At 74.9% G+C, this 19,556-nt stretch carries 13 protein-coding genes and 1 pseudogene; 3 read left to right on the top strand and 11 right to left on the bottom strand.

Going from position 1 to position 19,556, the window contains the following annotated elements; translation table 11 throughout:
• The first annotated feature begins 49 nt into the window (after nucleotides 1–49).
• A complete protein-coding gene (locus ACH4PU_RS16065; RefSeq protein ID WP_398271822.1) occupies nucleotides 50–646 on the top strand; it encodes a hypothetical protein in 597 nt (198 codons plus the stop codon).
• Between the two features lie 76 nt (nucleotides 647–722).
• Here the strand turns inward: ACH4PU_RS16065 and ACH4PU_RS16060 are convergent, their stop codons facing one another.
• The 3 genes from ACH4PU_RS16060 to ACH4PU_RS16050 all read right to left on the bottom strand — a co-directional run bounded on the left by ACH4PU_RS16060 (nucleotide 723) and on the right by ACH4PU_RS16050 (nucleotide 5,268).
• Entirely contained in the window at nucleotides 723–2,276 is a 1,554-nt protein-coding gene (locus tag ACH4PU_RS16060) for an FAD-dependent monooxygenase (protein WP_398271820.1), read from the bottom strand.
• Nucleotides 2,277–2,452: 176 nt separating this feature from the next.
• Nucleotides 2,453–3,364, bottom strand: coding sequence for an alpha/beta fold hydrolase (locus ACH4PU_RS16055; protein ID WP_398271818.1), 912 nt, complete (start codon nucleotides 3,362–3,364; stop codon nucleotides 2,453–2,455).
• A 1,211-nt stretch (nucleotides 3,365–4,575) separates the two neighbouring features.
• Nucleotides 4,576–5,268: a metal-dependent transcriptional regulator gene (locus tag ACH4PU_RS16050; RefSeq protein ID WP_185941432.1), complete on the bottom strand. Its 693-nt coding sequence runs from the start codon at nucleotides 5,266–5,268 to the stop codon at nucleotides 4,576–4,578.
• 250 nt (nucleotides 5,269–5,518) lie between these two features.
• Here ACH4PU_RS16050 and ACH4PU_RS16045 point away from each other — a divergent pair, with 250 nt between their 5' ends.
• Nucleotides 5,519–6,274 (top strand): SIS domain-containing protein, encoded by a 756-nt coding sequence (locus ACH4PU_RS16045; RefSeq protein ID WP_398271815.1) that lies wholly within the window; start codon nucleotides 5,519–5,521, stop codon nucleotides 6,272–6,274.
• Nucleotides 6,275–6,358: 84 nt separating this feature from the next.
• On the opposite strand, the gene ACH4PU_RS16040 is transcribed toward ACH4PU_RS16045, so the two are convergent.
• Nucleotides 6,359–7,828: a PAS domain-containing protein gene (locus tag ACH4PU_RS16040; protein ID WP_398271813.1), complete on the bottom strand. Its 1,470-nt coding sequence runs from the start codon at nucleotides 7,826–7,828 to the stop codon at nucleotides 6,359–6,361.
• 441 nt (nucleotides 7,829–8,269) lie between these two features.
• Nucleotides 8,270–8,971 (bottom strand): pyridoxamine 5'-phosphate oxidase, encoded by a 702-nt coding sequence (gene pdxH, locus ACH4PU_RS16035; RefSeq protein ID WP_398271811.1) that lies wholly within the window; start codon nucleotides 8,969–8,971, stop codon nucleotides 8,270–8,272.
• A gap of 703 nt (nucleotides 8,972–9,674) precedes the next feature.
• On the opposite strand from pdxH, the gene ACH4PU_RS16030 reads away from it, so the two are divergent.
• Nucleotides 9,675–10,769, top strand: coding sequence for a citrate synthase 2 (locus ACH4PU_RS16030; RefSeq protein ID WP_185941436.1), 1,095 nt, complete (start codon nucleotides 9,675–9,677; stop codon nucleotides 10,767–10,769).
• A gap of 60 nt (nucleotides 10,770–10,829) precedes the next feature.
• Here the strand turns inward: ACH4PU_RS16030 and ACH4PU_RS16025 are convergent, their stop codons facing one another.
• The 6 genes and pseudogenes from ACH4PU_RS16025 to ACH4PU_RS16000 all read right to left on the bottom strand — a co-directional run bounded on the left by ACH4PU_RS16025 (nucleotide 10,830) and on the right by ACH4PU_RS16000 (nucleotide 19,246).
• Nucleotides 10,830–11,372, bottom strand: coding sequence for a TetR/AcrR family transcriptional regulator (locus ACH4PU_RS16025; protein ID WP_398272160.1), 543 nt, complete (start codon nucleotides 11,370–11,372; stop codon nucleotides 10,830–10,832).
• 50 nt (nucleotides 11,373–11,422) lie between these two features.
• Nucleotides 11,423–12,154 (bottom strand): enoyl-CoA hydratase family protein, encoded by a 732-nt coding sequence (locus ACH4PU_RS16020; protein WP_398271808.1) that lies wholly within the window; start codon nucleotides 12,152–12,154, stop codon nucleotides 11,423–11,425.
• Nucleotides 12,155–12,209: 55 nt separating this feature from the next.
• Entirely contained in the window at nucleotides 12,210–13,385 is a 1,176-nt protein-coding gene (locus ACH4PU_RS16015; protein WP_398271806.1) for an acyl-CoA dehydrogenase family protein, read from the bottom strand.
• 464 nt (nucleotides 13,386–13,849) lie between these two features.
• Nucleotides 13,850–15,946, bottom strand: a pseudogene (locus ACH4PU_RS16010) (biotin carboxylase N-terminal domain-containing protein); the annotation flags it as partial.
• Between the two features lie 22 nt (nucleotides 15,947–15,968).
• A complete protein-coding gene (locus tag ACH4PU_RS16005) occupies nucleotides 15,969–17,567 on the bottom strand; it encodes an acyl-CoA carboxylase subunit beta (RefSeq protein ID WP_398271804.1) in 1,599 nt (532 codons plus the stop codon).
• Nucleotides 17,564–19,246: an acyclic terpene utilization AtuA family protein gene (locus ACH4PU_RS16000; protein WP_398271802.1), complete on the bottom strand. Its 1,683-nt coding sequence runs from the start codon at nucleotides 19,244–19,246 to the stop codon at nucleotides 17,564–17,566. Before ACH4PU_RS16000 ends, ACH4PU_RS16005 begins: the two co-directional genes overlap by 4 nt.
• Nucleotides 19,247–19,556 lie beyond the last annotated feature (310 nt).

Below are 19,556 nucleotides of genomic sequence, written 5' to 3'. Positions count from 1 at the left end.
GCCACCGTGGGCCCGGGGCGTTGTCAGTGCCCGGGTCTACGGTGGTTCCATGAGTTCCGCGATGTCCCTCACGCTGCTCGACCTCGCCGCCGCGCGCGCCTTCATCGGCTGCCGCGACGAGGGGCTGCTGCACGCCGTCCGCGACAACTTCGGCGCCGATCTGGCCGCCGACGACGACTACTTCGGGAGTGAGATACGCCGGGGCGCCCCCACCTCGTACCAGGCGCTGGAAGCGGTGGTCAACGGTGGTCCGTTCGACGAGGGGTTCGCCTTCCAGTACGGCTACGCGTACAAGAGGCTCTGCGAGCTCACCGGATACCGCCTGCCCAACGACAACTTCTGCCCGATACGCGCCTCGTGGCTGCCCGTCCTCGACGAGGCGATGGCGGGGCTTGGCATCACCGCCGTCTCCGTGTCCGAGCTCACCTACTCGCTCCCCGACCCGCTGCCGTTCACCGACCTGCCCGGCTACGGCGAGTGGACGGCGGACCAGTGCGCCAAGGGCCTGGCGCAGTGGGAGGCCACCACCGAGGAGCAGCGGCGGGCCGTGGACCCGATGACGCTGGAGGTGATCGAGGAGTGCGTCGGCTGGATGCGGGCGGCGGGGCGGATGCCGGGATTCGGGGTCGTCGGCTTCCTGTCGTGAGACGGCGTACCGGCACCGGAGCCGGGCCCCGGTGCCGGATACGGCCGTTCCGCTCCCGCGGCGCGGCGCCGAGCGGTCACGCCACGACGGCGTTCCGTTCCGCGGCCTCCGGTCCGGCCGGCGCCGCCGTCCCCTGACGTGCTCCCGTTCCCGCCTCCGCCTCCGGCAGGGTCCAGCTCGGCGGCAGCTCCTCCGCCGACTCCACGTAGCCGTCGGGGCGGACGAGCAGGGCCGTCCGTACGGCGTCGGCGCGGGTGACGGTGAGCGCGCCGGGCGGGGCCGGCGGGACGTCGGGGCCGGTGTCGCGCGGCAGGACGCGGAGGTGGGTGCCGGCGCGCAGTGCCTCGTAGAGGCGGGTGGGTCCGTCGCCGGTCTCGACGAGCGGCAGGTCCGGCACGCGCCGGCCGGTGAGCGGGTGGGATCCGGGAGGTGCCGGGTAGGCGACCGCGAGTCCGGAGACGGTACGGGCGAGCCGGTGTCCCACGGCCGGGGTGAAGGGCAGGACGCGGGCGGCGACGTTGCGCGCGCCCCGGATCACCGGGAAGTCGAGCAGCACCGCGCGGACGATGGCGCCGCTGACGCGCAGCACCTGTGCGCCGACGGGGTGGCGTTCGTCGTGGTAGCTGTCCAGCAGGGCTTCCCCGGCCCGGCCGTGGAGGACGGCCGCGAGCTTCCAGCCCAGGTTGGCGGCGTCCTGGAGGCCGGCGTTCATGCCCAGGCCACCGGCGGGCGAGTGGACGTGGGCGGCGTCGCCGGCCAGGAACACCCGGCCGTCCCGGTAGCGGGGCACCTGGCGCTCGTCGCTGTGGAAGCGGGAGGTCCAGCGGACGTCGTGGATGCCGAAGTCGGTGCCGAAGAGGGCGCGGGTGACGCCCTCGAGCTCGTCCGGATCGACGGGGGCGTCGGTGGGCAGCCGGGTGCCGCGCCGCCAGGCGATGATCCGGAACCAGCCGTCGCCGAACGGGACGACGAACGCGAAGCCCTCGGCGCCGCCCCGGAACGCGGGCAGTTCGCGCGGCGCGGCGGACAGCCGTACGTCGGCGAGCATCACGGAGTCGAGCACCGCCCGCCCCGGGAACGGCATGCCGAGCGCCTTCCGGACGGTGCTGCGCACACCGTCGGTGCCGACCGCGTACCGCGCCCGCAGGGTGCGCGCGGTGCCGTCCGCCTCCTCGACGTCCAGCTCGACCCCGTCGGCGTCCTGCCGCAGTCCGGTGCAGCGCACCCCGCGCCGGATGTCGGCGCCCGCCGTCACGGCACGCTCCTCGAGGAGGTGTTCGACGTGGTACTGCGGGGTCATGAGGACGCCCGGGAAGCGGGTCTCCAGCCGGGTGAGGTCGATGGCCACCCGCCCGAACAGGCGGACGCCGTCCACCAGATGCCCCGTGGCGATCAGCGCTTCGGCGAGCCCCCGCGCGTCGAACACCTCCAGGGTCCGGGCGTGCACGGCGAAGGCCCGGGTGAGGTTGGACTCCGCGCTCCGCCGCTCCAGCAGCACGACGTTCACACCGGAGGCGGCGAGATCCCCGGCCAGCAGCAGACCGGTCGGGCCGGCCCCGACGACGAGGACGTCCGCGGGCCGCTCGGTGCGGGTGAACGTGGAAGTGGCGGTGGCGGTACGAGCGGACATGACGGCCTCCTTTGGCCGATTCCTCTGACCTGTTCCCTTCCAGTGCACACCTGGACCGGAGGAATGTCAACGCCCGTTGAATTCATTCCGGGCGTGCGGCCGCGAGCCCCTTCCGTGAGCGTTTCGGCAGGCTGCGGGGGTGGGAGGTGAGGCGCGATGCGCGACCCGGGCCGCGGCTACACCGGCGCCGCCGCCCGGAGGAAGGGCTCGGCCGCGCGGCGCCAGGCGGCGGGCTGGTCGTAGTGGAGGAAGTGGCCCGCGTCGGCCACCTCGGCGTAGCGGCCCTGAGGGAGGACGCGGACCATCTCCTGTGCCTCGGCGCGGCCGAGCTCCCCGTCCAGGCCGCGGACGACGAGGGCGGGGCACTCGACGAGGGCCAGCTCCTCCCAGTGGGCGTCGTGGGCGTACGCCTCGCGGGCCATGAGCATCTGGCGGCGGAAGAAGAGCGGACGCCAGCCGTCCGCGCGTTCGGCCATCACCTCGGCGTAGAAGTCGCCGCGCGCGGGGGCCGGGCGGTCCAGGGTCGGATCCTCCTGGCCGAACCAGTGCCGGACGTCCGCCAGCGTGGCGAAGGGCACCGGCCAGGACTTGAACCACTCGCCCCAGCGGCGCTGGGTGGCCGCGCCCAGCGCGGAGGCGCGCATGTCGCAGATGACGACGGCCCGGACGAGGTCGGGCCGGCGCGCCGCCAGCCGCCAGGCCGTGAGGGCGCCCATCGCGTGACCGATGAGGGTGACCGGGGCGAGCCCCAGCCGCTCGACGACCGCCTCGGCGTCGGACACGTAGGCGTCCAGCACGTACGGGCCGCCGACGGGCTTCTCGCTGCGCCCGTGCCCGCGCTGGTCGAGGGCCACCACGCGGTACCGGGCGGAGAGCCAGCGGGCCGTCTCGGCCCAGTGCGCCGCGCGGCCCATCAGCCCGTGCAGCAGCAGGACCCCGCCCTCGCCGGGCTCCCGCCCCCGGGCCACGGCGGGCACCGTGTGCACAGGCGTCCTGCCGAGCGCGTCGACCGTCCGCGTCCGGTCGGCGAACTCCCAGGCGGCGAGCCGCACTCCACCGCTGCCGCTGACATCGATACGCCGCGCCATCACTCCTGGCATCCCCACTTCACCCCCGGACAGCTCCACCTTATGGAACCCCCTTTCGAATGGGACGGTTCTCGCGCTCAACACCCCTCGTTCGAGTGACCGGGGCCGAGGGTTGACCGTCGTCGCCAAGGGGAGAAATCGACTCGGGCGCGGACCGCTCGGGGAAACAGGTCCGCGAGGCGCACCCTGGGAGCTCGGGGCCCCGGGTCGCCAGAGGGGGAATACGGGGAGGCGGGGCCCCGGCCGCCCGCGAGGGCGCCGGGGCCCTTGTCATGCTTGGCGCCCCTGCGGGGCGCGGATGTCCGGTGAGCGGCGCTCGCGTCGGCCGCGTCGACGCGCCGCAGCGTGCCGCCCCGGCCGCCGCCCACACGCGCGCTATGCGGGTCGCACACGCCGGGCGTGCGGGGGTGATCGCGCGCGGCGCTCCCGCCGGGCGGGCCGCCTCGCCTGCGACCGGTCCTCCGTACGGCGCCCGCGTCCCGGCGGCGGCCCGGGCGGCCGCTCCGTCGGCGGAGCGGGCAGGTTCCCGGACGCGATGCGGGAACGCGGGCCTCCGCGCCGCGAAGGGCCGGGCCGTGGCCGCGCGGGCGGACCGGACGGCAGCCGCGTGGGCGGAGCGGACCGTGGCCACGTGGGCGGAGCGGACCGTGGCCACGTGGGCGGAGCGGGCAGTAGCCGCATGGGCGGAGCGGGCAGTGGCCGCGTGGGTGGGGCGGGCAGTGGCCGCGTGGGCAGAGCGGGCAGTAGCCACGGCCCGCATCGCGGCGGCGGCCCGGGCGGTGGCCGCGGCACGCGTCGTCGCGCCCTCGGTCGTTGTCGCCGTCCCGGTCGAAGCCGCGAGCGGCACACGCGCCCCGGCAGGCGCGGGCAGCGCAGGAAGCACCCCGTGCCTCATCGGCTCCCCTCCCTGGTCGGCGGCGCGAGCGCATATGCCACTACGCCAGCGTGACACGCCCCGGGGGCGTCTGTACGCGATCCGTCGACTTCCGCCGACTCCGGCCGGGGAATGGGTAGTTGACCACACCGCCGACCCCGCCGGCACCCCGCCGGGAGAGGCGCGTGGGCCCGCGCGGCGGCGCGGGGCCGGCGCGCGTGGGCCGTGCGGGCCGCGCGGGCGGGTGCCGTACGAGCCGGTGGCGGAACCGGTGGCGGAGGTGAATCCACCGGTCAGCGCCGGTCGTCCCGGAGAAAGGCCCGGGACGAGCCCCGGCTCAGCGCTTGGCGACGAAGACGTGCGAGGCGATCTCCGAGGCCAGCTCGGCGGACTCGCCGCTGCTGCCGACCATCACCCCACCGGGCGACTCCGTCACGCTGACCACGGCACCCGGCTGCACCCCCACGCGCCGCAGGGTGTGCATCAGCTGCGCGTCACTCTGGATCGGTTCCCCGATGCGCCGCACGACGACGGTCTTGCCCTCCGTCCCGGGCGTCAGGTCGAGCAGGCTGACCATGTCCTCGTTCAGGTAGGGGTCGGCCTCGGCCTTCTCGCCGAGCTCCTCCAGGCCGGGGATCGGGTTGCCGTAGGGCGACTCGGTGGGGTGGCGCAGCAGCTCCAGCACGCGGCGCTCGACGGCCTCGCTCATCACGTGCTCCCAGCGGCACGCCTCCTCGTGGACCTGCTCCCACTCCAGGCCGATCACGTCGACCAGCAGGCACTCGGCGAGCCGGTGCTTGCGCATGACGCGCGTCGCCAGCCGGCGGCCCTCCTCGGTGAGCTCCAGGTGGCGGTCGCCGGCGACCGTGACCAGGCCGTCGCGCTCCATCCGCGCGACCGTCTGGCTCACCGTCGGACCGCTCTGGTCCAGCCGCTCCGCAATGCGCGCACGCATCGGGACCACACCTTCCTCTTCCAGCTCCAGGATGGTGCGGAGATACATCTCCGTGGTGTCGATCAGTCCGGACATGCGTGCCCCTCGATAAGTCGTGCGCTGGCCCTGGCACCAATTCTGACGCATACCACTGACAAGCCGGGCGTGTACCGCCCGGGCCGGGGCCGCCGTATTGACAGGGCCCAGGTCAAACCCGCAACGTGAGCCGCGCCACCACGACGGCCCCCGCGCCGCCGGCACCGCGCCGGCGCCGCAGGTCGCCGCCGCGCGGGCGACCTGACCTGACGCCGACGACGCCGACAGAGATGCCGAGGAGCCCATGGCGATGAGCGGGAACAAGCTGGCCGGCCAGTTCTTCGACGCCGCGATCGAGCTGCTCCGGCGCGCCCGCGACGAGGAGGCGGAGCACATCGCCGACGCGGCGGCCCTGATCGCCGACACCGTCGCGGACGGCGGGCGGCTCTTCGTCTTCGGTGCCGGCCACTCGTCCATCGCCGCCCAGGACGTCGTCTACCGCGCCGGCGGCCTGGCCCTGGTCAACCTGCTCGCCGTGCCCGGGACGGTCGGCGTCGACGTCACCCCGGCCACCCTGGGCAGCGCCCTGGAGCGGGTGGACGGGCTCGCGGGCGCGGTGCTCGACACCAGTCCCGTGCAGGCGGGCGACGTCCTCGTCGTGATCTCCCTCTCCGGCCGCAACTCGCTGCCCGTCGAGATGGCGATGAACGCCCGTGCGCTCGGCCTCAAGGTCGTCGGCGTGACCTCGCTCGCCTACGCCGAGCACACCAGGTCCCGGCACGTGTCCGGGACGTTCCTGAAGGACCACTGCGACATCGTCCTCGACAGCAAGATCGGTATCGGGGACGCGGAGTTGACGGCCGAGGGCATCGCCGCGCCCTTCGCGCCCGCCTCCACCGTCGTCACCAGCGCCCTGATGCAGGCCGTGATCGCCTCGGCCGCCGGGGAGCTCGCCGCGCGCGGGATCGAGCCGCCGATGCTGCGGTCCGGGAACGTGGACGGCGGGCACGAGTGGAACGGCCGGGTGCTCGCGGAGTACCGGGACCGGATCTTCTTCCGGCACTAGCCGGATCTCCTTCCGGCACGGGACGGATCTCCTTCCGGCACGGGAAAGGGCGGGCCGGCAGGGCGGCCGGAAAACGCGGCGCCGCTACCCCGCCGTCGCCGCCGCCAGGTCCACCGCCGCCGCCACCCGCGTCGCGATGTCCTCCGCGTACGTCGCGTCCGCCCGGTCGAACGGCCGGCGTGACGGGCCGCGCAGGAAGGTGACCACGCCCACTGTGCGCCCCCTGCTGCGCAGCGCGGTGGAGAGGGCGTGCTGGGTGCCGGCGGGCCATTTGCGGGCGGCGGCCCAGTCGCGGGTGCGGTCGGAGACGGCCCGGACCGAGCCGCAGCGCTCGACCGCCTGGAGGGCCGGGTGCCCCTCCGCGTACGGCACCGGGAGGCAGCCGCGGACGGAGGCGGTGCCGCTCCCGCCCGTCGCTCCCGCCGGGGTTGCGGCGGCTCTGAGCAGCCGGATCGGGTGCTCGGGATCGGGTTCGGGCTCGGGGAGCAGGTCGATCAGGGCGTGGTCGGCGAAGCCGGCGAGGGCGAAGTCCATGTACAGGGCGGCGGCCTCCATGGGGTCCTCGCACTCGGCGACCGCCCGGCCCGCGCGGTGCAGCTGGCTGCCGCGGAACCGCAGCCGGGCGCTCTCCTGCTCGGCGAGCCGGGCCTTGGTGACGTCGAGGAAGAGCCAGGCCACGCCCAGCGGCACCGGTTCCTCGGCGAGGGGCGTGGCCAGCCGGAGGAACCCGCTCCGCCAGCAGCGGCGCTCGGGCGCGCCCGCCGTGCGGCCGTCCGACGCGGTGTCGGCGCCGCCCCGGACGGTGACCCAGAGCTCGGTGGGGGCGGGCGGCGCACCGGTCGCGAGGACGTGCTGGAGCGCGCTCTCCACGTCCTCCAGCCCCTGGTCGAGCAGGTCGCCGAGCGGGCGGCCGAGCAGTCCGGAGCGGCTGCACCGCAGGGCGCGCGCCGCGTGCGCGTTGGCCAGGGCGGGCCGCAGGTCGGCGTCGATCAGCAGGACGCCCCAGGACGCGTCCCCGAACAGGGCTTCGCTGAGCGCCACCGAGCGTTCCAGGTCGATCTGGGTGTGGACCTCGCTGAACGCGCAGTACACGCCCGCCGGCTCGCCGTCGGGTCCCGGCACGGCCGAGGTCTGGGTGCGGACCAGGACCCGGCCGCCGTCCTTGGTGAGCAGCGCGAACTCGTCCACCTGGCGCCCGTTGCCGCCCATCGCGTCCGCCAGCCGGGCGTCGAGCGCCGCCGCGTCCGCCTCGCGCACCGCCCAGCCGGCGAGGCCCTGCCGGCCCACCGCCTCCTGCGCCGTCCAGCCGAGGATGCGTTCGGCCTCGCGGTTCCAGTGGGTCACGGTGCCTTCGGCGTCGAACGCGCAGAGCGCGGCGTCCATGCCGTCGAGGAGGGCGGCGAGGAGGTCGTGGTCGTCACCGTCGGAGGGGGACCCGCGGCCGTCGGCGTCACGGCCGGCGCCGGGGACGGATCCGGGGGCGACGGCGTCGGTGTCCCCCGTCGCCGGCCGGGCCTCGTGGCGGGCGGGACCGGAGTGGTGTGGAGCGGTCACGAGATACCCCCTGCTGGACGCGTCCGCATGTCCTGCACGACGGGCCATTCAACTCGACACCGCCGGACACCACACCGTCTTCGGCGAAATCGGTGCTCGCGGAAATTCGGTTGTGACCCTCCCGGCGGCTGCCTACTGTGTGGGGCACACGAGAAGGGAGGTGATCGGACAGTGATTTCAGTCCGGACGCGTGAGGTGACTGCGGGCTAGCGCCCGTCGTCGCGCAGAGCGCAGCGCCGGGTCTTCCGGGTCCTGACGGGCCCCGGGGTAGCCGGCCCAATTCCCAGCAGTCACCCGATCCGTGGGCCGCCGAGTCGTCCGCTCGGCACCGACGCGCCGTCAGGCGCGGCGGTCAGCGGCCCACGGATCGTCTGCGTTTTCAGGGGCCTACGCGAACGGGCGGCCGTACGCGGCCGAGGCAACGCGCGCCTCTTTACGGGTCTACGGGCACAGCCGCTCCACCCGCCACATCTCGCCGGAAGCGGGCTCCGCCACCCGCACGAACCGCAGCCGGTCGTGCAGCCGGTTCTCCCGCCCCTGCCAGAACTCCACGCTCTCCGGCACCACCCGCAGGCCGCCCCACTCCGTCGGCACCGGCACCTCCGTGCCCTCCGGGTAGCGGGCCGCCAGCCGCGCGTACGCCGCGTCGATCTCCTCCCGGGAGCCGACCACCGTCGACTGGGCGCTCGCCAGGGCGCCGACCTGCGAACCGTGCGGGCGGGAGTGGAAGTAGGCCGCCGTCTCCTCCGGAGCGACGCGTTCCGCCCGGCCCGCGACGATGACCTGACGGGCCAGCGGATGCCACGGGAACAGCAGCGACACATACGGGTTGGCCGCGATCTCCAGGCCCTTGCGCGAACCGTAGTTGGTGAAGAAGACGAACCCGCGTTCGTCGTACGCCTTCAGCAGCACCGTCCGCGAACTCGGCCGCCCGCCCGCGTCCGCCGTGGAGACGATCATGGCGTTGGGCTCCTCCAGCCCGCTCGCCGTCGCCTCGGCGAACCACCGGGCGAACTGCCGGTACGGGTCGTCGGCCAGGTCCTGTTCCCGCAGGCCGGAGGTGCGGTACTGGGCGCGCATGGCGGCGGGGTCCAGCGGGCCGTCGGGGTCCTCGGCCGGCGGGACGGGGATGACGTGGGGCATCCGCTCATCTTGCAGCACACGCGGGGGCGTCCGCAGCACCCGTGCGCCCGTGGACCGGGCGCCGGCCGCGGCCGCCCGTCGTACGCCGGCCCGCTCCTCCACAACCGGTCGGCAGAACGGTCTTCGCACGAAGGAACCACTCATCCTGCCCCGTCACCGCTCCCCCCAACCCTTCCCGTGGTGAAATGCACGGTGTGCCGGACATCACCCTTCCCCGCATGTGGCGAACCCACCAAAATCGCCAGGTGGAAGGCTGTGGACCCCCCACAGCACCGGCTATCGTTTCCGGCCTGGCCCGGCTCCCCCGAGGAGACGGGTGAAGTGCCGGGTGAAGTGCTCCCGCACGGGGCATGACCGGTGGAAAGCACGACCGGTGACCACACGACCGGTGACCACCCGACCGGTGAAGAGCACGACCGGTGGAAACGAGCCGAGACCGAGCCGAGCACGACCCCCCAGCACCACCCCCGAGCACCACCCCGAGCACCACCCGAGGAACACACCACGGAGCGCGAGCCACGGCCGCGCATCCGGCCGGCACCCGCCCCGCCACCGTCCGGGACGGGCCCGGGGGCAGGGACAGCCACAGCAGCACCGCAGACACCACACGCACCAGACTTCACCAGACCTTCCGCTGACCACCGGCCGGGGACACCGCCACGGTCGGCAGCCGCTTGTCGAACACATCACGAGGAGCCGCCTGATGTCCGACTTCGTACCCGGACTCGAAGGAGTCGTCGCGTTCGAGACGGAGATCGCCGAACCCGACAAGGAGGGCGGCGCACTCCGCTACCGAGGCGTCGACATCGAGGACTTGGTCGGCCACGTCTCCTTCGGGAACGTCTGGGGCCTGCTGGTCGACGGCTCGTTCAACCCCGGGCTGCCGCCCGCCGAGCCGTTCCCCATCCCCGTCCACTCCGGTGACATCCGCGTCGACGTCCAGTCCGCGCTCGCCATGCTCGCCCCCGTGTGGGGCCTGAAGCCGCTGCTCGACATCGACGAGGCCACCGCGCGCGACAACCTCGCCCGCGCCGCCGTCATGGCCCTCTCCTACGTGGCCCAGTCGGCGCGCGGCCAGGGCCTGCCGATGGTCCCGCAGCGGGAGATCGACAAGGCGGAGACCGTCGTCGAGCGCTTCATGAAGCGCTGGCGCGGCGAGCCCGACCCCAAGCACGTCGCCGCCGTCGACGCCTACTGGACCTCGGCCGCCGAACACGGCATGAACGCCTCCACGTTCACCGCCCGCGTCATCGCCTCCACCGGCGCGGACGTCGCCGCGGCGCTGTCCGGCGCGGTCGGCGCCATGTCGGGGCCGCTGCACGGCGGCGCGCCGTCCCGCGTCCTCGGCATGATCGAGGAGATCGAGCGCACCGGCGACGCCACCGCCTACGTCAAGCAGGCCCTGGACAAGGGCGAGCGTCTGATGGGCTTCGGCCACCGCGTCTACCGCGCCGAGGACCCGCGGGCGCGGGTGCTGCGGCGGACGGCCAAGGAGCTGGGCGCGCCCCGCTTCGAGGTCGCCGAGGCGCTCGAGAAGGCGGCGCTGGAGGAGCTCCACAACCGCCGTCCCGACCGGGTGCTCGCCACCAACGTCGAGTTCTGGGCGGCGATCGTGCTGGACTTCGCCGAGGTGCCGGCGCACATGTTCACGTCGATGTTCACCTGCGCCCGGACGGCCGGGTGGAGCGCGCACATCCTGGAGCAGAAGCGCACCGGCCGCCTGGTGCGGCCGTCGGCCAAGTACGTGGGCCCCGGCCCGCGCGACCCGCGGGAGATCCCCGGGTTCCAGGAGCGCTGACCCCCCGTAGGGGCCGGGTGCCCGGCCCCTACAGCACGCCGTCCCTCCGGCACATCGCCCCTACAGCACGTCGTCCAGGATCGCCATCCACTGCTCCACGACCCGGCGCCGCCGTGCCCCGTCGTCCGTGAGGAGCGAGGCGAGGCCCAGCCCGCGGGCCATGTCGAGCAGGCCCTGGACGGTCTCCCGGACGCCCGGCTCCTTCTCGTTCGCGCCGAGCAGTCCGACGGCCATGCGGTGCGCCTCGCGGCCGATGCGCGCCTCCAGTTCGACGACGCGCGGGCGCAGCGGCTCCTCGGTCGCCGCGGCCACCCAGAGGTGGAGGGCGGCGCGGAAGAGGGGGCCGGTGTAGAGGTCCACCAGTTCGGTGACGGCGAGGTACCGGCGGGCCGGGCCGACGATCGGCGCCGCGCTCTCGACGAGCGCCCGGAGCGCCGCCGACTGCTGCTCGGCCACGTACTCGACGGCCGACGTGAACAGGTCCTCGCGGGTGGGGAAGTGATGCTGCAGGGCGCCGCGCGAGACGCCCGCCCGTTCGGCCACCACGGTGACCGTCGAGCCCGTCCAGCCGTACTCGGCGAGGCACTCGACGGCGGCGTCCATGACCCGGCGGCGGGTGGCCCGGCCGCGGTTCCGGCCCGTGGTGTCGGTGGTCACTGTCGCCACGCGGGACGCCTCCGTTCCAGAAAAGCGGCGATGCCCTCACGGGCCTCGTCCGTCGCGAACAGCCGCTCCGACAGCGCCGCGAGCCGTTCCGCATCGCGCTCGAACGCGGCCAGGACGTCCGCCGTGACCAGGCGTTTCGACTCCGCGACGCCCTGCGGGGACGCCGCGCGCAGCCCGTCGAGGACGGTCTCCAGGGCCGCGTCGACGTCCGGCGCCGCCACCGTCACCAGGCCGGCGCGCACCGCCTCGCGCGCGTCGAACGTCTCGCCGGTGAGGTAGTAGCGGCCGGCCGCGCGCGGGTCGAGCCGGGGCAGCAGCGGCAGCGAGATCACCGCCGGGGCGAGGCCGAGCCGCGCCTCGGTGAACGCGAACGTGGCGCCTTCCCCCGCTATCGCGATGTCGCAGGCGCCGACGAGGCCGAGACCGCCGGCCCGGACGTGCCCGTCGACGCGCGCGACCACCGGTTTCGGCAGCTCGACGATCTCTCGTAACAGGCCCGTCAGTTCGGCCGCGCCCGGGGGTTCCTCCAGGTCGGCGCCCGCGCAGAAGGTGCCACCGGTGTGCGTGAGCACGACGGCCCGGGTGTCCGGGTCGTCCGCCGCGCGGGCGAGTCCGGCGCGGAGCCGGTCGATCAGCGCGGCGGAGAGGGCGTTGCGGCGGGCGGGACGGTCGAGGGTGAGGGTGGTGACACCGGCGGCGGTTCCGAGGTGTACGGGCATGGCCTCTCCAGTCTCCCGGTACGGCCCCGGGTCGTCCGGACGAACGGTACGGGTTTCAGTACGACTTGGGCAGTCCGAGGGACCGGTGGGACACGTAGTTGAGGATCATCTCCCGGCTCACCGGCGCCACGCGCGCCACCCGCACCGCCGTGAGGAGCGCGGCGAGGCCGTACTCCTTGGTGAGGCCGTTGCCGCCGAGGGTGTGCACGGCCCGGTCCACCGTGCGGACGGCGACCTCGGCCGCCGCGTACTTCGCCATGTTCGCGGCCTCGCCCGCGGCCGCGTCGTCGCCCGCGTCGTAGAGCCCGGCGGCCCGGTACGTCATCAGCCGGGCCAGCTCGATGCCGATGTGGGCGTCGGCGAGCGGGTGGGCGACGGCCTGGTGGGCGCCGATGGGCCGGTCCCAGACCTCCCGGACGCGGGCGTACTCGACGGCCCTGCGGAGCGCGTACCGGGCCAGGCCGAGGGCGAACGCGGCGGTCATGACGCGCTCCGGATTCAGCCCGGCGAAGAGCTGGAGCAGGCCGGCGTCCTCGTTCCCGACGAGCGCGTCGGCGGGTAACCGTACGTCATCGAGGACGAGCTCGAACTGCCGGATGTCACCGGAGAGTTCCATGGGTATGGCGTTGCGCCGGAAACCGGGCGCTTCGCGGTCGACGACGAAGAGGCAGGGCTTGAGCCGGCCGGTCCTGGCGTCCTCGGTGCGCCCCACGATCAGGGTCGCGTCGGCGACGTCCACGCCGGAGACGAACACCTTGCGGCCGGTGAGCAGCCAGTCGCCCCTGTCGCGGCGGGCGGTGGTGGTGATCCGGTGGGAGTTGGAACCGGCGTCCGGCTCGGTGATCCCGAAGGCCATGCGCGTGGCGCCGGACGCGAGCCCCGGGAGCCAGCGCCGCTTCTGCTCGTCGGTGCCGAAGCGGGCGATGACCGTGCCGCAGATGGCGGGCGACACCACCATGAGGAGAGGGGGGTTGCCGGCGGCCGCCAGCTCCTCCAGCACGATGGCGAGCTCGACGATGCCGGCGCCGCCGCCCCCGTACTCCTGAGGCAGGTTCACCCCGAGATAGCCGAGCTTGCCTGCCTCCGCCCAGAGCGCGTCCGGAGGGAGCGCACGTGCGCCGAGGGCGGCGACGGCCGCACGAAGGGCCTGCTGCTCGGCGGTGCCGTGCGGGGCGTGAGGGGTGTGAGGGGTGTTGTGAGGGGCTGTGGTGCCGCGCGGAGCGGTGGTCATGGCTGTGCCTCCTCGGGGAGGTCGGGCGGGGGTGCGGGCTTGTCCGGTACGGGTGGCGCCGTGTCCGGTAGCGCCGGGGGCTTGTCCGGTACGGACATGGGCTCGCCCGGTACGAGTGTGGGTTTGTCCGGTACGGGCGTGGGCTTGTCCGATACGGACATGGGCTCGCCCGGCGCGGCCGTGAGCTTGTCCGGTGCGGCCGGGGGCTTGTCCGGCGCGGCCGGGGGCTTGTCCGGCGCGGCCGGGGGCTTGTCCGATACGGCCGGGGGCTTGTCCGATACGGCCGGGGGCTTGTCCGATACGGCCGGGGGCTTGTCCGATACGGCCGGGGGCTCGCCCGGCACGTTCGTTGGCCCGTCCGGTCCGGCCAGGTGTTTGTCCGGCGCGGACGCGTAACTCCCCAGCGAGGCCGCATCGCTGTCCGGCACGGACACGCGGCCGTCCGGCGGCGTCGGCGGCCTGCGCGTCGGTGTGACGACGGCGAGCAGGTCGCCGGTGGACACCCGGCGGCCGGGGGACGCGTGCAAGGCCGTGAGCGTACCGTCGGCGGGGGCCGTGACGCGGTGTTCCATCTTCATGGCCTCCAGCCAGAGCAGCGGTTGTCCGGCCGCCACGTCCCGCCCGGGTGCGACCCCGTCGGCGACGCGCACGACCGTGCCCGGCATGGGCGCGTGCAGCGAGCCGGGTTCCACGGCCGGGGCCGGGTCGGGGAAGCGGGGCAGGACGGTGAACGACCAGGCGCCCGACGGCCCGTCCACGTACGCCGAGCCGTCGTGGAGCGCGACGGCGTACGGCCGCCGGACGCCGTCGGGCGTCTCCAGGACCACTCGGGCGCCGCGGCCGCCGCCGGCCAGGGCCGCCGGCGCCCCCTCCACCGCGCACAGCCGCGGCGCCTCCGGCCCGGACGGTTCCGCCAGGCCGCCGTCGCGGCCGACGCGGTAGCGGACCTCGTACTCCGTCCCCTCCGGCTCAGCGCGGAACCGTTTCACCTGCGGCCCCGAAGGAACGTTGCGCCATCCGCCGAACGGCGACCGCCCCCACGCGTCCGCGAGGGCGGCGGCGAGGGCCGCGCGCCGGGCGTCGGCCTCGTGCAAGGCGCCGCCGGGAGTGCTGAGTTCGGCGAGGCGGCGGTCGTAGAAGTCCGTCCCCGCGCCCCCGGCGGCGAACTCCGGGTGGCGGAGCGTGCGGACGAGCAGGTCGCGGTTGGTGACCGGGCCGTGGATGCGGGCGCGTTCGAGGGAGCGGGCGAGGAGCCTGAGGGCCGACGGGCGGTCGGAGGCGTGGGCGACGGCCTTGGCGAGCAGCCCGTCGTAGTACGGGCTGACGTCGTCGCCGGGCCCGACGCCGAGGTCCACGCGCAGCCCGCCGGCACCGCCGGAACCACCCGGTCCGCCCACGACAGCGGACCCCACGCCCACACCAGTGGTCGCGTACGGCCCACCCGCCTCCCCCTCCGCGACCGACTCCCCCACACGGCCCGTCCCGCCCCCGGAGCCCCCCGTCGGCACCCCCGCGAACGCGACCTCACGCACCACACCCGTCCACGGCCGCCACTCCCGTGCCGGACCCTCCGCGTACAGCCGCGCCTCGACCGCGTGTCCGCGCCGCACGGGAGGCTCGCCCTCCAGCCGGCCGCCCTCCGCGACCCGCAGTTGCAGGGCGACGAGGTCGACCCCGTACACGCACTCCGTGACCGGATGCTCCACCTGCAGCCGGGTGTTCATCTCCAGGAACCACGGCCGCCCGTCGCCCCCGAGCAGGAACTCCACCGTCCCCGCCCCCTCGTACCCGACCGCGCGGGCGAGTCCGGCGGCGTGGGCGCACAAGGCGTCCTCCAGACCGGCGGGCAGACCGGGCGCCGGGGCCTCCTCGACGATCTTCTGGTGCCGGCGCTGGAGGGAGCAGTCGCGGGTGCCGAGGGTCCAGACCGTGCCGTGCGCGTCGGCCAGGACCTGCACCTCCACATGGCGCCCGCCCGTCACATACGGCTCGACGAACACCGTGCCGTCGCCGAACGCGGCGGCCGCCTCCGCGCGGGCCGACGCCAACGCGGCGCCCAGCGCCCAGCGTTCGCGCACCACCCGCATGCCCCGGCCGCCCCCGCCCGCCGCCGCCTTGACGAGAACGGGCAGGTCGGCAGGGCGGACGGCGGCCGGTTCGAGGGGCGTCAGCACCGGGACGCCGGCGCCGGCCGCGATCTCCTTGGCGCGGGTCTTCGACGCCATCGCCTCCATCGCCTCGGGCGGCGGCCCGATCCACACCAGCCCCGCCGCCCGCACGGCCCGCGCGAACGCGGCACTCTCCGACAGGAACCCGTACCCCGGATGCACGGCGTCCGCCCCCGCCGCGACGGCGGCCCGGAGGAGCAGGTCGGCCCGGAGGTAGGTGTCGGCGGACGCGGTGCCGGGCAGGCGGACGGCCGTGTCGGCCGCGCGGACGTGCAGCGCTCCGGTGTCGGCGTCCGAGTGGACGGCGACCGTCGCGATGCCGAGCGCGCGGCAGGTGCGGACGACGCGGCAGGCGATCTCACCCCGGTTGGCGACGAACACGGTCTCGATCACGGTCACCCTTTCCCCGAACCGGTCACATGCGGAAGACCCCGAAGCCGCCCCTGACCCCCGCCACGGGCGCGCCGTACACCGCCTCCAGGCACAGCCCGAGCACCGTCCGGGTGTCACGCGGGTCGATGACCCCGTCGTCGTACAGCCGCCCGGAGAGGAACAGCGGCAGCGACTCCGCCTCCACCTGCCGTTCCACCGCCTCCCGCAGCCCGGTGTCGGCCCCCTCGTCGTACGGCAGCCCCTTCTCGGCCGCCGACGCGCGGGCGACGATCGACAGGACGCCGGCGAGCTGCTTCGGTCCCATGACGGCGGCGCGGGCGCTGGGCCAGGTGAAGAGGAACCGGGGGTCGTACGCCCGCCCGCACATCCCGTAGTGACCGGCGCCGTAGGACGCGCCGAGGAGGACGGAGAGGTGCGGCACCCGGGAGTTCGCCACCGCGTTGATCATCATCGCGCCGTGCTTGATGATGCCGCCGCGTTCGTAGGCGCGCCCGACCATGTAGCCGGTGGTGTTGTGCAGGAAGAGGAGCGGGATGTCCCGCTGGTTGGCGAGCTGGATGAACTGCGCGGCCTTCTGCGACTCGGCGCTGAAGAGGACCCCCCGCGCGTTGGCGAGAATGCCGACCGGCCGGCCGTACAGCCGGGCCCAGCCGGTGGTCAGCCCGGCGCCGTACAGCGGTTTGAACGCGTCGAAGTCCGAGCCGTCGACGATGCGGGCGATCACCTCGTGCGGGTCGAACGGCACCCGGAGATCGCCGGGAACGATGCCCAGCAGCTCGTCCTGGTCGTAGCGGGGCGGTGCGGACGGCCAGGGAGCGGCGGGCGCGGGCGGCTGGTGGAGGCGGGCGACGATGCGGCGCGCCTGGCGGAGGGCGTCGTGCTCGTCGACGGCGAAGTGGTCGGCGAGGCCGGAGACGCGCGCGTGCAGGTCCGCGCCGCCCAGCGACTCGTCGTCGGCCTCCTCCCCGGTGGCCATCCGCACCAGCGGCGGCCCGCCGAGGAACACCTTGGCGCGCTCCTTGACCATGACGACGTGGTCGGACATGCCCGGCACGTACGCCCCGCCGGCCGTGGAGTTGCCGAAGACCACGGCGACGGTGGGGATGCCGGCCGCGGAGAGGCGGGTGAGGTCGCGGAAGAGGGCGCCGCCCGGGACGAAGATCTCCTTCTGCCCGGTGAGGTCCGCGCCGCCGGACTCCACCAGGCTGATCACCGGCAGCCGGTCGGCGCGGGCGATCTCGTGCGCGCGGAGCGCCTTCCGCAGCGTCCACGGGTTGCTCGCCCCGCCGCGTACGGTCGGGTCGTTGGCGCTGATCAGGCAGGTGACGCCGGAGACCGTGCCGATGCCGGTGACGAGCGAGGCCCCCACCGCGTACTCGGTGCCCCAGGCGGCCAGCGGGGAGAGCTCCAGGAACGGCGTGTCCGGGTCGAGCAGCAACTCGACGCGCTCGCGCGGCAGGAGCTTGCCCCGGGCCCGGTGCCGGGCCGCGTACTTCTCGCCGCCGCCCGCGACGGCCTGCGCGTGGGCGGCCTCGACCTCTGCGAGGCGGTCGAGCATGGCGGCCCGGTTGGCCGCGTAGTCGGGTCCGGCGGTGTCGAGCCGGGAGGTCAGGACGGTCACAGCAGCGCCTCCGGTATCTCCGTGCAGCGGGCGCGCAGCCACTCCCCCACGCCCTTGCCCTGTGGGTCGAAGCGGACGTTCTCCGCGACGCCGCGCCCGAGGAGGCCGTCGACGACGAAGTTGAGGGCGCGGAGGCCGGGGAGGACGTGCCGCGTGACCTCCAGCGCGTCCGTTTCCGGGAGGAGTTGGCGGAACCGGTCGACGGTGAGCGCGTGGGCCAGCCACCGCCACCCGTCCTCGTCCCGTGCCCACACGCCGACGTTGACGCCACCCCCCTTGTCGCCGCTGCGGGCGCCCACGACGCGCCCGAGGGGCGCGCGGCGCACGGGCCCGGCGGGCAGCGGTTCCGGGAGCGCGGGGTCGGGCAGCGGCGGCGCGTCGTCGGTCCGGACGGGCGGCGGGAGGACGGGGACGCGCGTCCCGTCGGGCAGGACGGCGACGTGCCGCACGGTCTCGGGGTCCACGGGCACCGCCTCGAACGTGCCGTACGGGGAACCCGGCCCCGGCGGCGCGGTGAGGTGCAGCCCCGGCACGCTCGCCAGGGCCAGCTCGACGGCCGCCGCGCCGACCGCCCGGCCGACGGTCTCGGGGTCGGGGTCGTGCACCACCAGTCTCAGGAGCGCGCTCGCCTCCTCCTGGACGGCCGCGTCGGGGTGGTCCGTGCGGGCCAGGGTCCAGCGGACGGAGGCGGGCCGGCGGCGGGCGAGCGCGTCCTCCATCTGCTCCCGGACAAGCCGCGCCTTGGCCTCGATGTCCAGGCCGGTGAGGACGAACACGGCCTCGTTGCGCAGCCCGCCCAGGCGGGTCAGCCCCGCCTTGAGCGCGGCCGGCGGCGGCTCCCCCCGGACGCCGCCGATCCGCACCCGGTCCGGGCCGTCCTGCGCGAGCCGGACGGTGTCGAGCCGGGCCGTCACGTCCGGGCCCGGGTAGCGGGCGCCCTGTGTCTCGTACAGCAGCTGCGCGGTGACGGTCCCGACGGTGACGGCACCGCCGGTGCCGGGGTGCTTGGTGATCACCGAGCTGCCGTCGGGGTGCAGTTCGGCGATCGGGAAGCCGGGGCGACGGACGTCGTGCTCCCGGAAGAACGCGTAGTTCCCGCCGGTCGCCTGCGCCCCGCACTCCAGCACGTGTCCGGCGACGACGGCGCCCGCGAGGGCGTCGTACGCCCCCGGCCGCCACTCGAAGTGGGCGGCCGCCACTCCGCTGACCAGCGCCGCGTCCGTGACCCGGCCGGTCACGACGACATCCGCCCCGGCCCGCAGACAGGCGGTGATCCCGGCCCCGCCGAGGTAGGCGTTGGCGGTGAGCACGCCGGGGCCCCAGTCGCGGGCGGGGAGCAGGTCGTCGCCGGTGACGTACGCGACACGGGTGCCGGTGCCGAGCCGCTCGGCCAACGCGCTGATGCGGTACGCCAGTCCGGACGGATTGAGCCCGCCCGCGTTGGCCACGATCCGCACGCCGCGCTCGGCGGCGATCCCGAGGCAGCTCTCCAACTGCCGGAGGAACGTGCGGGCATATCCCCGCTCCGGGGCCTTCAGCCGGTCCCGGCCGAGGACGAGCATGGTCAGTTCGGCGAGGTAGTCCCCGGTGAGCACGTCCAGGGGGCCGCCGGTGAGCATCTCCTCCATCGCGTCGAAACGGTCACCGTAGAAGCCGGAGGCGTTCCCGATCCTCAGCACGCTGGGGAGCGTGGCAGCGGCCCGGGAAACAAGCAAGCGTGCTTGCTCGGTTTCCGGCCGGGGACGTAGCGCGTGGACGCGCCGGTGAGGGGGTCCACGCGGATGTGCGCGGCGGGTAACCACCGTGGGAACGTGGCCGGATCCGGCGCCGGTACCGCGCAAGGTCCCGGCCGTCCTGGCCGAAGCGGTTGCTGCCGCCGGCGCCGCCGCGTCCGGCGCGCCCGCCGCCGCCGGCCGATCCGCCGTAGCCGACCTTCACCATGTACGAGGGGTGGTCCTCGACGTTCAGGGGGCACGCCAGATACCAACC

Origin of the sequence: Streptomyces sp. NPDC021100 (genome assembly GCF_044333095.1) — a bacterium.
GTDB lineage: Bacteria > Actinomycetota > Actinomycetes > Streptomycetales > Streptomycetaceae > Streptomyces.
This window is presented reverse-complemented; position numbering and strand designations above follow the sequence as displayed.

Excerpts from the sequence above, each read along its gene's own strand:
- ACH4PU_RS16020 (WP_398271808.1), bottom strand. The coding sequence starts at position 12,154 with ATGCCCGTACACCTCGGAACCGCCGCCGGTGTCACCACCCTCACCCTC.
- ACH4PU_RS16015 (WP_398271806.1), bottom strand. The coding sequence starts at position 13,385 with ATGACCACCGCTCCGCGCGGCACCACAGCCCCTCACAACACCCCTCAC.
- ACH4PU_RS16045 (WP_398271815.1), top strand. The coding sequence starts at position 5,519 with ATGAGCGGGAACAAGCTGGCCGGCCAGTTCTTCGACGCCGCGATCGAG.
- ACH4PU_RS16025 (WP_398272160.1), bottom strand. The coding sequence starts at position 11,372 with ATGGACGCCGCCGTCGAGTGCCTCGCCGAGTACGGCTGGACGGGCTCG.
- ACH4PU_RS16055 (WP_398271818.1), bottom strand. The coding sequence starts at position 3,364 with ATGGCGCGGCGTATCGATGTCAGCGGCAGCGGTGGAGTGCGGCTCGCC.
- ACH4PU_RS16030 (WP_185941436.1), top strand. The coding sequence starts at position 9,675 with ATGTCCGACTTCGTACCCGGACTCGAAGGAGTCGTCGCGTTCGAGACG.
- ACH4PU_RS16060 (WP_398271820.1), bottom strand. The coding sequence starts at position 2,276 with ATGTCCGCTCGTACCGCCACCGCCACTTCCACGTTCACCCGCACCGAG.
- ACH4PU_RS16065 (WP_398271822.1), top strand. The coding sequence starts at position 50 with ATGAGTTCCGCGATGTCCCTCACGCTGCTCGACCTCGCCGCCGCGCGC.
- ACH4PU_RS16050 (WP_185941432.1), bottom strand. The coding sequence starts at position 5,268 with ATGTCCGGACTGATCGACACCACGGAGATGTATCTCCGCACCATCCTG.
- pdxH (WP_398271811.1), bottom strand. The coding sequence starts at position 8,971 with ATGCCCCACGTCATCCCCGTCCCGCCGGCCGAGGACCCCGACGGCCCG.